Origin of the sequence: Paracoccus sediminilitoris, from assembly GCF_003259195.1 — a bacterium.
Classification (GTDB): domain Bacteria; phylum Pseudomonadota; class Alphaproteobacteria; order Rhodobacterales; family Rhodobacteraceae; genus Paracoccus; species Paracoccus sediminilitoris.
Map to the genome: position 1 here is coordinate 1 of NZ_QJPK01000025.1, position 14377 is coordinate 14377.

Annotated in this window: 12 protein-coding genes; 7 read left to right on the plus strand and 5 right to left on the minus strand. The window is 64.4% G+C overall.

Features of this window, described 5'->3' with window-relative positions; genetic code table 11:
• The first annotated feature begins 349 nt into the window (after positions 1-349).
• Positions 350-1369: a purine-nucleoside phosphorylase gene (locus DKT70_RS14710; protein WP_111559850.1), complete on the plus strand. Its 1020-nt coding sequence runs from the start codon at positions 350-352 to the stop codon at positions 1367-1369.
• Positions 1370-1779: 410 nt separating this feature from the next.
• Here DKT70_RS14710 and DKT70_RS14715 read toward each other — a convergent pair whose 3' ends face one another.
• The 3 genes from DKT70_RS14715 to DKT70_RS14725 all read right to left on the minus strand — a co-directional run bounded on the left by DKT70_RS14715 (position 1780) and on the right by DKT70_RS14725 (position 4659).
• A complete protein-coding gene (locus DKT70_RS14715) occupies positions 1780-2106 on the minus strand; it encodes a PRC-barrel domain-containing protein (protein WP_233490598.1) in 327 nt (108 codons plus the stop codon).
• Positions 2107-2519: 413 nt separating this feature from the next.
• Complete coding sequence (gene argE, locus DKT70_RS14720; protein WP_111559851.1) at positions 2520-3683, minus strand: acetylornithine deacetylase; 1164 nt, start codon at positions 3681-3683, stop codon at positions 2520-2522.
• A gap of 19 nt (positions 3684-3702) precedes the next feature.
• Complete coding sequence (locus tag DKT70_RS14725; RefSeq protein WP_111559852.1) at positions 3703-4659, minus strand: LysR substrate-binding domain-containing protein; 957 nt, start codon at positions 4657-4659, stop codon at positions 3703-3705.
• Positions 4660-4817: 158 nt separating this feature from the next.
• Between DKT70_RS14725 and DKT70_RS14730 the strand changes: the two genes are divergently transcribed.
• From DKT70_RS14730 to DKT70_RS14755, 6 genes are all read left to right on the plus strand, one after another.
• Positions 4818-6425 carry an ABC transporter substrate-binding protein gene (locus DKT70_RS14730; protein WP_199559615.1) on the plus strand — a complete coding sequence of 536 codons (1608 nt, stop codon included), beginning with the start codon at positions 4818-4820 and terminating at the stop codon, positions 6423-6425.
• A gap of 73 nt (positions 6426-6498) precedes the next feature.
• Positions 6499-7476: an ABC transporter permease gene (locus DKT70_RS14735; RefSeq protein ID WP_072298207.1), complete on the plus strand. Its 978-nt coding sequence runs from the start codon at positions 6499-6501 to the stop codon at positions 7474-7476.
• On the plus strand, positions 7473-8384 hold the full coding sequence (locus tag DKT70_RS14740; RefSeq protein ID WP_111559853.1) for an ABC transporter permease: 912 nt from the start codon (positions 7473-7475) through the stop codon (positions 8382-8384). The genes DKT70_RS14735 and DKT70_RS14740 overlap by 4 nt, the downstream gene beginning before the upstream one ends.
• Entirely contained in the window at positions 8381-9367 is a 987-nt protein-coding gene (locus tag DKT70_RS14745) for an ABC transporter ATP-binding protein (protein WP_111559854.1), read from the plus strand. The genes DKT70_RS14740 and DKT70_RS14745 overlap by 4 nt, the downstream gene beginning before the upstream one ends.
• Positions 9364-10368, plus strand: coding sequence for an ABC transporter ATP-binding protein (locus tag DKT70_RS14750; RefSeq protein ID WP_111559855.1), 1005 nt, complete (start codon positions 9364-9366; stop codon positions 10366-10368). Before DKT70_RS14745 ends, DKT70_RS14750 begins: the two co-directional genes overlap by 4 nt.
• A 24-nt stretch (positions 10369-10392) precedes the next feature.
• Positions 10393-11808: a M20 family metallopeptidase gene (locus tag DKT70_RS14755; RefSeq protein ID WP_111559856.1), complete on the plus strand. Its 1416-nt coding sequence runs from the start codon at positions 10393-10395 to the stop codon at positions 11806-11808.
• Positions 11809-11826: 18 nt separating this feature from the next.
• Here DKT70_RS14755 and DKT70_RS14760 read toward each other — a convergent pair whose 3' ends face one another.
• Both DKT70_RS14760 and DKT70_RS14765 read right to left on the minus strand, forming a co-directional pair.
• Positions 11827-13347, minus strand: a complete 1521-nt coding sequence (locus DKT70_RS14760) for a gamma-glutamyltransferase family protein (protein ID WP_199559616.1) — start codon at positions 13345-13347, stop codon at positions 11827-11829.
• Complete coding sequence (locus DKT70_RS14765; protein WP_233490599.1) at positions 13347-14366, minus strand: ABC transporter substrate-binding protein; 1020 nt, start codon at positions 14364-14366, stop codon at positions 13347-13349. The genes DKT70_RS14760 and DKT70_RS14765 overlap by 1 nt, the downstream gene beginning before the upstream one ends.
• Between the last annotated feature and the right edge of the window lie 11 nt (positions 14367-14377).

Sequence of the window (14377 nt, forward strand, 5' to 3'; positions counted from 1 at the left end):
GCTCCCCAAGGATGCCGATGATCTGTTCATTCGTGAACCTTGTGCGCTTCATTGTCCGTCCTCAAGTTGGGCCGGACTCTAATCAGCGGTGGAGAAATCCCGTGGCAGGTCAGGCTGCGCCAAGCACATACGTACGGTTTGAGGACGCTGCAGTGCGGCGCCGGACCGATGCTGTCTGGCCGCAATGGGCCAGTTCCCTTGATCACGCATCAAGCCGCCTAAAAAATGCACACGTTGCAAACTTGTGCAGCATACGCGTTCTCTAGGTTGGTCAAGGTGGCAGCACGATCTGGCAGGTTCAGGCTTAGATCGCTACGACCCGCATGAAAGCCGACCAAGGAACAACAAGATGAATCGCACCACTCTTCATGTCAGCGCCGCTGTCATGGCAGCTGCCTCCGCGCTGCCGTCATATGCCGCCGCCGAGGTCTTCGCTCCGAAGGTCCTCGTGATGGCGATGTTCGAGGCGGAAGCCGCGCCTTGGCTTAAAAACCTCGACCTGCCGAACAAGATCACCGTTCCCGGCTTGCCGAAGGAATATGACTCCCTGTCCTGCAACGCAGACCTTTGCGTCATGACGACGACGATGGGCTTCGCGAATGCGGCCAGCTCGGCGATGGCTGTCGGGTTTTCTGACAAGCTCGACCTGTCCCAAACTTACGTGCTGATCGCAGGCATTGCTGGCGTCGACCCCGAAAATGGAACGCTTGGTTCGGCGGCGTGGGCGGATCATGTGGTGGATGCCGGATTGGTCCACAGAATCGACAGTCGCGATGCCCCCTCGGACTGGACCACCCAGATCGTCGAGCTTGGCGCCAAGGCACCTGGCGAAAAACCGGGATGGAGCGCTGGAACCGAAGTCTTCACCCTCAACCCCGCCCTTGTCACCGCCGCCTACGAGGCCACCCAGGATGTCGAACTTGCCGACAGCGAAGGAGCGGCTGCGTATCGGGCGAACTACGCGCAGGAGGCCGCGAAGGCATCCCCGCAGGTGTTGGTGTGCGCTTCGGTTTCGGGCGACACCTATTGGCATGGCCAGACGATCGCACAGGAGGTTGCCGAGCATACTAGCCTGATGACCGACGGGGCAGCGGATTACTGCATGAGTCAGATGGAAGATAATGCAACCCTCACCGCATTGTCGCGCGCTGCCGAGGCGGGACGGCTGGACATGGACCGCATTGCCGTCCTTCGAACCGCATCGAATTTCGACCGTGCATATGAAGGGCAGGACACCGCCGCGTCTCTGGCAGCGGAATCCGGAGGCTTCGGTCCCGCCACCGAGAATGCATTCCGAGTTGGAAATGTATTTGCATCGATGATCATCGATGACTGGGATCGCTTTGCAAAAGGTATTGGCAAAGATTAAGCGAACCTGGCGGTAGGCTTCTTAAAACGTTCCAGCCGCCGGAAGCTCCCCATGCAACAAGCTAGGCATTGGTTGCAGTGAACCAGTATAAACATCCGTATCCACTGACCAAGCTGACTGTATTTCCGCCGACACGCCGTTTGCTTAGCTTTCGCTCTTCGCGGAAGATCTGTGAGCGCGAAGTGCTGACACTGCACCTGCAGTGCATGACCAAATCGTCCACGGACAAAAAACGATGGGTAGCTCTCCCTGCTCCAAGTGCTGACGTCCGGTTTCGGAAAGCCGCAGTGCAGTAGCCTACGAAAGCCAATCGGCAGCATCGGGACGGGGAACGCCGTTCGATTGGGTGGCATAAAAAAAGGGAGCCGCAGCTACGGCTCCCTGATCTGCTGATCAAAGTGACCGAGTGATCAATCGTCCCACTTCGGAAGTTCGCCCATAGCCTCGGCAGTCATCGTCGTTTTATAACGGCCGTCCTCCCAAGTGAGGGCGTCCATCTGCACAACCACGTCGGAATCGCCAAGATCAAGGAACCCGTCGTTGACCTCGATTACCACGGCGACAGGCATGCCAGCCTCATCGACCAGGACGGTTTCAACCTCCCCAATCTTGTTATCGTCGCTTCCGATGACGGCGATGTCGTCGATATTGGTATAGCCAGACACGTCCGCCGTCTGCGCAACTGCGACACTGGCCAGCGGGATCGCCAACGCGGCAATGATTGAACTTTTCAGCATGTAATCTCTCCTTCAGTCGAGTTGCAGTCACAACGCGGGTCAAACTTGGTTGTTCCATGGGCGAGATGCGGCGGCTTGTTGAGCCCTCACCCCATCGCTGCCGCTGCATGGTCGCCTCATCTGCATCCCAAACAGATATTCATGCTCAAGAAGCTGCACGCCATGCTCGACGCGGTGGCCAAACTTGTTTCCAATAATGTCTGTAACCTATTGAAAACCGATAGGTGGACCCCACCCCTGTTTCCCGCGCAAACGTTTGAAAGCTCACCCTAAGCGGGCTCCTGTCGGGTGCACTATCTCCACCATCGCAACCCATGTCACATTGTCCGCGGCAAAGGATGATGACATTCGGAGAGACGACGGGGCCCTCCGAACGATTGCCATCGCCTGCGGGGCGATCCGGTGCATGCAGTTCAGGTCGGTTGCGCGGCCCAGTCGGCAATCTTGGCCAGGAAATCGTCGCAGGCATCCAGCTGTGATTGATCGATATATTCGTTCGGCTTGTGGGCCTGGCCGATCGATCCCGGCCCGCAGATGACGGTCGGCACACCCAGCATCTGATCAAAGCGTCCACCCTCGGTCCCGAAGGCGACCTTGGAATGACCATTGGTGCCGGTCATGCGCTTGATCAGGGTCACGACATCGGCGTTGGGGTCGGTGTCCAGACCGGGGAACTGGGCAAAGACTTCGATCTCGATTCCGGCTTCGGGGGCGATCTTCTGCATCCCCGCCTCCAATTCGGTGGCATAGTCGCGCAATTCCTGCACCAGCGCGTCGGCATCCTCATGGGGCAGGACACGGAATTCGCAGTCGACGGTGCAGCTGTCGGGCACGATGTTCAGCGCCGTCCCGCCGCGGATCACGCCAGTATGGGCAGTGCTGTGGGTGATGTCGTAATCCGCGTCACGGTCCCCCATTGACGCCAGCCGGGCTGCGATGTCCTGCATCCGGACCACCAGGCGCGCGGCATAGTCGACCGCGTTCACCCCTTGGGGCGCCAGCGAGGAATGGCACCCCCTGCCCCGCACCGTCACCCGCATCGAGCGTTTGGCCTTGTGGCCGATCACCACCTCCATCAGCGTCGGTTCGCCCACGATGCACATGTCGGGCCGGATGTTTTCCGCCTGCAGCATCTCCAGCAGGCCGACGACGCCGACGCAGCCGACCTCTTCGTCATAGGAAAAGGCCAGATGCACGGGTCGGCTCAGATCGCGGGCGACAAGCGCCGGAACGGCGGCCAGCGCGCAGGCCAGAAACCCCTTCATGTCGCAGGCACCGCGCCCGTAAAGGCGACCGTCCCGTGCATCCAAAACAAAGGGATCGCTGGCCCAGTCCTGATCGTCCACTGGCACGGTGTCGGTATGCCCCGACAGGATCACCCCCGCCCGGTCGGCAGGGCCGATCGTGGCCCACAGGTTGGCCTTCTGTCCGGTCGCGTCCATTACCAGGCGGCTTTCGACGCCATGCGACGACAGGTACGCCTGCACATGGTCGATCAGCGCAAGGTTGGAATTCCGACTGGTGGTGTCGAAAGCGACCAGTTCTGCCAGGATGTCACGGCTGGAGGGGGTGGGCATCGGTTGTTCCTTTGTCGGGTCAGGCCAGCGGCGCAAGGGCGGGATAGGCGGCACGATCCAGACTGGCGCGTGTCGCCTGCATGAAGGCCAAGGTCGCCGCGGAAGGCGCCTGGCTGGATGGCAGCAGAAAATTCGTGCTGTAGGACAGCGCCGGCATGAAGGGCCGCATCACCACCCCGTCGCCCAGCTGATGGACCAACGGAAAGGGGTTCAGCACCGCGATCCCCAGATCCGCGCGGACGAATTCGATGGCGGCGACATTGGTCGAGGCCTCGATGACGATGTTGGGCCGCACGCCGGCCTTGTCCAGAACGCGATCGATGATGACGCGGCTTGAATGGCGACGCGACAGGGCGATGAAATCCTGCGCCTGCAGATCGTCGGGCCGGATCACGTCCTGTGCGGTCAGCGGGTGGTCCTGCGGCAGGATGCAGATCGCCTGGGTTTCCAGCAGCAGTTCGGACTGGATCCCTTCGTGCGCGGTGACGCTGTCGGTCAGTCCGATATCAAAGCGACGTTCGGCGATCCCGGTCAGCAGGCTGTCACTGGCCAGCACCTCGAAGGTGATTTGCAGGTCAGGGTTCTGCTTCTTGAAGGCCGCGATGCGCGCCGGCAAAAAACGATGCGCTATGGTCGGCGGGGCGACGATGGCCAAGCTGCCGGCATGGGCCTTCTGGGGCTGATCGGCATGGTTGGCGATGCGCGCCAGCGTGTCGAAGACCGGGGTCAGCTGTTCGTTGATCGACATCGCCTCGACCGTGGGGACCAGCCGCCCCCCTGCCCGCATGAACAGCTGAAACCCCAACCGGTCTTCCAGCTGGGCCAGCCTGCGACTGACCGCCGATTGGGAGATGCCCAGCCTGCGCGCCGCATTGATAGCCGTGCCCGCCCCCACAAGGGCCTGCAGCACCTCCAGCTCGCGCAGGGTGATGCCGGATCGGCGGTCCTTGGCCTCGGCTGCCTTGTCAGTGGTCATTTTGGGGGCATCCTGTGGTATTACCAAAACGCATTGATATTCGTGATTGACTTCTGATTATCGCATAATACCGTGACAGCCAAGCTGATTGCACCACCGGGGATCAACTTCGGGGCTGAAAAACGCGAAAAAAATACGACAACAGGAAGGATATCCCCGTGAAAGCACTGACCTTTCCGCTGATGGCCGGTTTCATCGTCGCAGGGCTTGCCCCGGCGATGGCGCAGGATCTGTCGATCGGCCTGAAATCCGAAGCGACCTCGATGGACCCGCAATTCCATCAGCTGTCCACCAACATCCAGGTGGCCAAGAACATCTTCGAGGCCCTGACCACCCAGGACGCCGTGCAGAAGGTGACCCCCGGCCTTGCCGAAAGCTGGGAGGCCGTCGATGACACCACCTGGCGCTTCAAGCTGCGCCAGGGCGTGAAATTCCATGACGGCAGCGACTTCACCGCCCGCGACGTGATCTATTCCTTCTGCCGGGTGCCGCTGGTTCAGAACTCGCCCTCGGCCTTCACGATCTTCACCGGCGGCATCGCCGACATGCAGGCCGAGGACGACCACACCCTGACCATCACCACCAAGGCCACGAACCCCCTTCTGCCCACCGAATTGTGGAGCCTGGCAGTCGTGTCCGCCAATGCCCTGGGCGCCGAGGAGACCGTCACCTATGGCCCCGAAGGCAACTGCGAAGGCATGGGCGACGTGCCCCAGTCGCCGGCCTTCAATTCGCCCGATGTCGCCGTCGGCACCGGCCCCTACAAGCTGGACAACTATACCCGCGGGTCGGAAATGGTCGTCACCCGCTTTGACGATTACTGGGGCGGCGCGCCCGATTGGGATCGGGTCGTCATGCGCCCGATCACCAGCGACGGCCCCCGCGTGGCGGCCCTGCTGGCGGGCGATGTCGACATGATCGAATCGCCCCCCATCCAGGACATCAAGCGCATCGAGGATGCGGGCTTCAACGTCGTCGACGCCCTGTCGAACCGCATCATCTATCTGCACATGCAGCAGACCGAGGACGCCCCAGGCATCGGCGGCACCGATGGCAAGAACCCCCTGCTGGACCCGCGCGTCCGCGAGGCGATCTCAATCTCGATCAACCGGGACGCCATCGCCGAACGCATCATGGGCGGCTATGCCCAACCCGCGGGCGAATTGCTGCCGCCGCCGATGTTCGGCACCTCGGGGCGGGCGGTGGATGCCTATGACCCCGAACGCGCCAAGGAGCTGCTGGCCGAGGCCGGCTATCCGGACGGGTTCACCATCACCCTCGGCACGCCGAACGACCGTTATATCAACGACGAACAGGTGGCCCAGGCAGTGGCCCAGATGATGGCCCGCATCGGCATCCAGACCAATGTGGATGCCAGCACCGCCAGCCAGTTCTTCAGCCGCCGCAACGCGCTGGAATTCCCCATCTACATGGCGGGCTGGGGCGCATCGTCGGGGGACATGTCCTCGCCGCTGAAATCGCTGGTCGCGACCTATGACGCCGACACGGGCATGGGTCCGACGAATGCCGGGCGTTATTCCAACCCCGAGATGGACAAGGTGCTGGTCGAGGCGATGGCCACCATCGACGACGCCAAGCGCGACCAGATGCTGCAACAGGCCGAAACCATGGTCCTGGACGATTTCGGCATCATCCCGCTGCATTACGAACAGACCGTCTGGGCGATGAAGCCGGACCTGACCTACGAGCCGCGCGTCGACCAATACACCATGGCGTCCGAAGTGAAGCCCGCCAAGGCCGAATGATCCGACCCCTCCGGCATCCCTTCGCGGGGATGCCGGACCCTTGCCGAATGCCGGATCGCGAAGGACCTCCGCCATGATCGTCTATCTTGTCCGCCGTCTGGGCCAGAGCCTGCTTGCCGTCATGGCAATGGCCGTCCTGGTCTTTCTTGGCGTCTATTTCATCGGCAATCCCGTGGATGTGCTGATCAACCCCGAGGCCACGCAGGCCGACATCCTGGCCACGACCGAACGTCTGGGCCTGGACAAGCCGCTGTACCAGCAGTTCGGCATCTTCATCTGGAACGCGCTGCAGGGCGATCTGGGCACATCCTTCGTCTATGGCCGCCCGGCGCTGGACATCATCCTGGACCGCCTGCCTGCCACGATGGAACTGGCACTGGTCGCGCTGGCCCTGTCGGTGGGCATCGGCATTCCCCTGGGGGTCTGGGCGGGCCTGCGCCCCCACAGCATCGCGGGCCGCACCATCATGGGCGGGTCGATCCTGGGCTTTTCGCTGCCGAACTTCTGGCAGGGGATGCTGCTGATCCTGGTCTTTGCCGTGCTGCTGGGCTGGCTGCCCGCGGGTGGCCGCGGCGAGACGACCGAGTTTCTGGGGATGCAGGTCAGTTTCCTGACCTGGGACGGGCTGACCCACCTGATCCTGCCCGCCATCAACCTGGCGCTGTTCAAGATGTCCCTGATCATCCGCCTGGCCCGCGCCAACACGCGCGAAGTCTGCCTGCAGGATTATGTGAAATTCGCCCGCGCCAAGGGCCTGTCGGGCCGCCGCGTCGTGCTGGTCCATGTCCTGAAGAACATCATGATTCCGGTGGTCACCATCATCGGGCTGGAACTGGGCTCCATGGTGGCCTTCGCCATCGTGACCGAAACCGTCTTTGCCTGGCCGGGCATGGGCAAGCTGCTGATTGACAGCATCAACCTGTTGGATCGTCCGGTCATCGTGGCCTACCTGATGCTGACGGTGCTGATCATCGTGGGCATCAACCTGCTGGTCGACGTGATCTATTCGCTGCTGGATCCGCGCATCCGCCTGTCGGAGATGAAGGGATGACCGATATCGCCCCCCCCGCACCCCCCGTCCGCATCGACAGCCCGACCCGGCGCATCGCCAAGGAATTCCTGGAGGATCCCGTCGCCGTCGTCGGACTGGCGCTGTTCATCCTGGTGGCGCTGATCGCCATCGCGGCGCCCTGGATCGCGCCGCAGAACCCCTATGACCTGGCGCAGCTGAACATCATGGACAGCGCCCTGCCCCCGGGCGAGACCAGCTTCGGCACCGACATGACCTATTGGCTGGGCACCGACCAGCAGGGCCGCGACATGCTGTCGGCGATCATGTACGGGCTGCGCATCAGCCTGATGGTCGCGCTGGTCTCCCTGGCGCTGGCGATCACCATCGGCACCATCGTCGGCGTCTCGGCGGCCTATTTCGGCGGCCGGCTGGACAGCTTCATCATGCGGATCGTCGATCTGCAGCTGTCCTTCCCGGCCATCCTGATCGCGCTGATCCTGCTGGCCCTGCTGGGCCGCGGCGTGGACAAGGTGATCCTGGCGCTGGTGATCGTGCAATGGGCCTATTACGCGCGCACGGTCCGCAGTTCGGCCATCGTCGAACGGCGCAAGGATTACATCGACGCGGCGCGCTGCCTGGCGCTGTCGGACCGGCGGATCATGTTCCGCCACCTGCTGCCCAATTGCGTCCCGCCCCTGATCGTGGTCGCCACCGTGCAGATCGCCCAGGCCATCGCGCTGGAGGCGACGCTGTCTTTCCTGGGCGTGGGCGTGCCCATCACCGAACCGTCTTTGGGGCTGCTGATCGCCAATGGCTACGACTACCTTCTGTCGGGCAGCTACTGGATCAGCCTGTTTCCCGGCATCGCGCTGGTGGTGACGATCATCGCCATCAACCTGGTCGGCGACCGGCTGCGCGACGTCCTGAACCCGAGGTTGCAGAAATGAACAGATTGCTGGACGTCAAGAACCTGCAGACGCACTTCTTCACCCGCGACGGCGTGGCCAAGGCGGTGGACGGGGTCAGCTTTTCGCTGGAACGCGGCCAGATCCTGGGCCTGGTCGGGGAATCCGGGTCGGGCAAGTCGGTCACCGGCTTTTCCATCCTGGGTCTGGTCGATCCGCCGGGCCGGGTGACCGGGGGGCAGATCCTGTTTGACGGCGACGACCTGATCGCCGGAGGAGAGCCGATGCTGCGCCAGTTGCGCGGCAAGCGCATCGCGATGATCTTCCAGGATCCCATGATGACGCTGAACCCGGTCCTGCGCATCGACACCCAGATGATCGAGACCGTGCGCGCCCATGACAAAGTGTCAAAGGCCGAGGCTCTGGCCCGTTGCCGCGAGGCGCTGGTCCAAGTCGGCATTTCGTCCCCGGACGAACGGCTGCAAAGCTATCCGCATCAGTTCTCGGGCGGCATGCGCCAGCGCGTGGCCATCGCCATCGCGCTGCTGCACAAGCCCGACCTGATCATCGCCGACGAACCGACGACGGCGCTGGACGTGACCATCCAGGCGCAGATCCTGTCCGAGGTCCAGGCGCTGTGTGCCCGGTCGGGCACGTCGCTGATCTGGATCACCCACGATCTGGCCGTGGTGTCGGGTTTGGCCGACCGCCTGGCCGTCATGTATGCCGGCCGCATCATCGAGGAAGGGCCGACCGCGCAGATCATCGCGAACCCGCGACATCCCTACACGCGCGGGCTGATCGACAGCGTGCCGCAGGGCAAGCGTCACGGCGCGATGCTGACCCAGATCCGCGGCATGACGCCGTCGCTTCTGAACCTGCCGGACGGGTGCAAGTTCGCCCCCCGTTGTCCCCGCGCCGACGCCGCCTGCCGGGTCGAGCCGTCGCTGGACCCCGCAGGCGCCGACCGCCATGTGCGCTGCCACCACCCCCATTGCGATGCCGACGGAAAGGCCCTGTCGTGACCCAAGACACCATCCTGACCATCGACGGCGTGTCCAAGCGCTTTTCCAAGGACCTGGACATCGCCGAACGCACCGCCCGCAAGCTGGGCGCCAAGATCGCGCCGGTCACCGTCCATGCGGTCGACAACGTCAGCCTGGACATCCGCCGGGGCGAGGTGCTGGGCCTGGTCGGCGAATCCGGCTGCGGCAAGTCCACCCTGGGGCGGATGGTGGCGGGGCTGGCCGCGCCGTCGGACGGGCGCATCGTCTATAACGGCCAGGACGTGGCGGGCCTGAAGGGTGCCGCCGCCCGCGATGCGGCGCTGAAGATCCAGATGATCTTCCAGGACCCGATGTCGTCGCTGAACCCGCGCATGCGCGTCCGCGACATCGTCGGCGAGGCGCCGCGCGTCCATGGCATCGTGCCCAAGGGTGATGTCGACGGCTATGTCGAGGATATCCTGAACCAGGTGGGTCTGGATCCGGCCACCGCCAAACGCTATCCGCATCAGTTCTCGGGCGGGCAGCGGGCGCGGGTGGGCATCGCCCGCGCGCTGGCGGTGCGGCCCGATTTCCTGGTCTGCGACGAATCTGTCGCTGCGCTGGACGTGTCGATCCAGGCGCAGGTGCTGAACCTGTTCGTGAAGCTGCGGCAGGATTTCGACCTGACCTATCTGTTCGTCAGCCACGATCTGGGCGTGGTCGAACATATCTCGGACCGGATCGCGGTCATGTATCTGGGCCGCCTGGTCGAACTGGGCGATGCCGAGGATCTGATCGCGCGGCCGAACCACCCCTATACCCAGGCGCTGATCAGCGAGATCCCGACTTTCGAGACCGGCAAGCGCAGCTATCACGCCATCAAGGGCGAGATCCCCTCGCCCCTGAACCCGCCCAAGGGGTGCCATTTCCACCCCCGCTGCCCCCATGCCCATGACCGCTGCCGCCTCGAGGTGCCGGTCCTGCGCGAGGTGGCCCCCGGCCGCATGTCGGCCTGCCACCTGAACGACCGGGCGGCCTGACGCCCCCTTCCAAGGAGACTACCATTGCGTAACGACAATCCGATCTGGTCCCATGTCGATGCCAAGGGCCCGGAATTCACCGGCCTGGCCGACCGCGTCTTCGACACCCCCGAACTGGCCTATGGCGAGGTGAAGTCCTGCGCCGCCCACACCCAGATGCTGCGCGACCAGGGCTTTCGCGTGACCGAAAACGTTGCCGGCATCCCGACCGCGGTCATGGGAGAGGCGGGCGCCGGCGGCCCCGTCATCGCCATCCTGGGCGAATACGACGCCCTGCCCGGCCTGTCGCAGGAGCCGGGCCTGGCCGAACCGCGCCAGATTGCCGATCATGGTTTCGGCCATGGCTGCGGGCACAACCTGCTGGGATCGGCCGCGCTGTCGGCAGCCACCGCGGTCAAGGACTGGCTGGAGGCCGAAGGGCTCCCCGGCCGCGTCCGCTATTTCGGCTGCCCCGCCGAGGAAGGCGGCGCCGCCAAGACCTATATGGTGCGCGACGGGCAGTTTGACGATGTGGACATCGCGATCACCTGGCACCCGGCCAGCTTCAACGCGGTCGACGACATGCGGTCGCTGGCCAACACCCGGATCGATTTCACCTTCCACGGCAAGGCGGCGCACGCCGCGGGGGCGCCCGAACTGGGCCGTTCGGCGCTGGATTCGGTCGAGCTGATGAATATCGGCATCAACTACATGCGCGAACACATGCCGGATGCGGCGCGGGTGCATTACGCCTATCTGGACGCGGGCGGCATCGCGCCGAACGTCGTGCAGGCCAAGGCGACCGTGCGCCAGTTGATCCGCAGCCCCAGCCTGGGGGGCCTGTCCTCGCTGGTCGAACGGGTGCGCGCCATCGCCGACGGTGCGGCGCTGATGTCGGGGACCAAGGTCACATCACGCGTCTTTTCGGCGGTGTCGAACCTGACCGAGAACCGCCCCCTGTCCCAGGCCATGCAGGCCGAATTCGAAGCCCTGGGCCCCGTCCCCTTCGACGCCGAGGACGCAGCCTTCGCCACCGCCATCCGCGACAGCCTCTCGCGCGAGGATATCGCCGACACCTTCGAACGCCTGGCGATGAAGCCCGATTACGACATGCCGCTGTGCGATTTCATCGCGCCGCTGGACCGGCCCTTCATGGGCGGGATGGGCTCGACCGATGTGGGCGATGTCAGCTGGGCGGTGCCGACGGTCCAGGCCCGCGTGGCGACCTGCGCAGTGGGCACGGCGCTGCACAGCTGGCAGCAGACGGCCCAGGGCAAGGCCCCGGCCGCGCATAAGGGCATGCTGCACGCCGCCAAGGTGATGGCCGCGACCGCGCGGGCGGCGCTGACCGACCCGGCGCTGATCGCCGCAGCCAAAAAGGCCCATCAGGATCATCTGGCCGAACATCCCTATGCCTGCCCGATCCCGCCGGAGACCAACCCGCCGATCGCCGCGGAATGACCGACGACCCGCCCCCGGTCACGGCCGGGGGTGGGTTCCGATCGCGATGCCTTCGCCGCGCGGATCATGCGCGCCGCTGACATCGCCATCATCGATCCGGATCACGCCCGCGCATCCGAAGATCGGCGACAGGGCGGGCAGTTCCGATACCTGATGCCCCATGTCACGCAACGCTGCCACCATCTGTGGCCCGTGCGACGCCTCGAGCTTGAGGCTGTCGCCGCTGTCCGAAAAGGTCCGGCCCAGCAGAAAACGCGGCTGCGCCAAGGCCTCGGCGGGCATCATCCCCCCGTCGATCAGCGCCGACAGGATCACCGCCAGTGTCTGGGGCTGACCATCGGCCCCTTGGGTTCCGTAAAGCAGATGCGGCGCGCCATCCTTCATCGCGATGCCGGGGTTCAGCGTATAGAAGGGCCGCTTGCCCGGCGCGATGCAGTTCGGATGATCCGGCAGCGTCGAGAAACCGGCGCCGCGGTTCTGCCAGATGATGCCGGTATCGCCCACCACGACCCCGCTGCCCCAGTCGAAAAAGGTGCTTTGCAGCACGCTGGCGCAGCGTCCCTGATCGTCGCGGGCGGCCAGAAAGACCGTATCGCCATGCTGGAACGGTTGCGGCCAGTCCATCGCGCGGTCCGGGCGGATGGCAGCGGCCTTGGCCTGCAGCCGCGCAGGCGACAGCAGGGCGGCGCAATCGACCGGAACCATGTCGGGATCGGCGATCTGATGGCGATCCAGAAAGGCCTGCTTGACCGCCTCGACGATCCGATGCGTGGGGTCGCCCACATCGAGCTGCGCCAGGATGCCCATGATCGCCAGGGTGGTGATGCCTTGGGTCGGCGGCGGCGGTACCAACAGGCGCAGCCCGCGATAATCCAGGGCCACCGGCTCGCATCGCTGACTGCGCGTGGCGGCCAGATCGGGGGGCGTGATCGCTGCACCTAGATCAGCCAGCCCCTGCGCCACCCTCTCGGCCGCCCGCCCATCATAGAAGCTGCGCGGCCCGTCGCGCGCGATCAGGGTCAGCATATCGGCCAGTTCGGGCTGGCGCAGGGGACCGTCGCTGCTGCGGTGGTCGAAACGCCCGGCAAAGCCCGGCCATGCGGGCCAGTCGGCGGCGCGGAAATCCAGCCAGAAATTCTGGCTGCGCGATGGCGTGAACCCGTCCTGCGCCAGGGCGATGGCCGGGGCGATCAGGTCAGCAAAATCCATCCCCCCGTCCCAGACATCCAGCGCCTGATCCCAACTGTCCACTGCGCAGGCCGTGGTCAGCATCGACCCCACCCCGCGCATCGGCAGCGGACCGTCCAGATCGGGCAGCACATGCGGCGCCTGCCCGATCCCCAGGATCGACGTCTCCAGCCCGTTGCGGTCGGCCAGCATCCAGACCGCATCCCCGCCAAGGCCGCAGAAATGCGGCATGACGACGGTCAGGACCGCCCCCATGGCCACGGCGGCCTCGGCGGCATTGCCGCCACGGCACAGCACCTCGGCTCCCGCATGGCTGGCCAGGGGGTGCGGGCTGGTGACCATGCCCGGCATCAGTCGGCCATGATCAGCTGGCGGTCTTCCAGCGGCGGCAGGAAATCGCGGGTGAAAATGGCCGCGGCATCGGGTTTCGTTTCCAGCTGATAGCCTTCGGCCACCAGATCGATGGACCGCGCCAGCCGTTCGTCATCCAGATCACCCAGGCCGATGCGTTCGACCTCGGGCGAGGCGATCAGGTTTTCATAGGAAAACAGCATCCGCGCCTTTTCCAGATCTCGCTTGGCCAGGTTGTCATAGGCCATGACGGCATCGGCGCCCGCCTCGGGGTCCTTGGCGATCTCGACGGCGGCGCGGTTCACGGCGCGGACAAGGCCGGTCACCGCTTCGGGGTTTTCGGCGATCAACGCCTGCGACACCATCATCCCGTTGGAATAAAGATCCAGCCCGAAATCCCCGAAATTCAGCCAGTTGTAATCGGCGGCAGGGTCCTGGCGGTTGTTGATCAGGTTGAACCAGCTGGTGATGTTGAAGACCATTGCGCCATCGATATCGCCGCGGATCAGCATCGGTTCCTGCAGGTTCGGAGCCATGTTCTGAATGTCGATGGCGTCGATATCGACGTCGTTCTGACGGGCCAGCACCGGCATCAGTCGGGTAGTCGGCGTCCCTTGCGCCCCGCCAAGCGTCTTGCCCGCCAGATCGGCGGGGGTGGTGATGCCCGTGGCCTTGGCGCTGACAACCGCGAAGGGCGGCTTGTTCCACAGTTGATACACCATCACCGGGGTTTCGTCGGGGCGGGTCGCGGCGTTCTGGATGATGGCGTTGATATCGCCGAAACCCGCGTCATAGGTGCCCGACATGATGCGGGTGACGGTGGCGGCGGATCCTTCGCCCTGATCGATGGTGACGTTCAGGCCTTCCTCGGCGAAATAGCCCTTTTCCAGGGCCATCAGGAAGGGCGCGTCCGACCCTTGGGTCTTCCAGCCCAGGGTAAAGCGGATATCGGTATCGGCCATGGCGGCGGTCCCTATGGTCAGGGTGGCGACGGTGGCAAGCAGGGTTTTCATCGGCATGTCGGGACTCC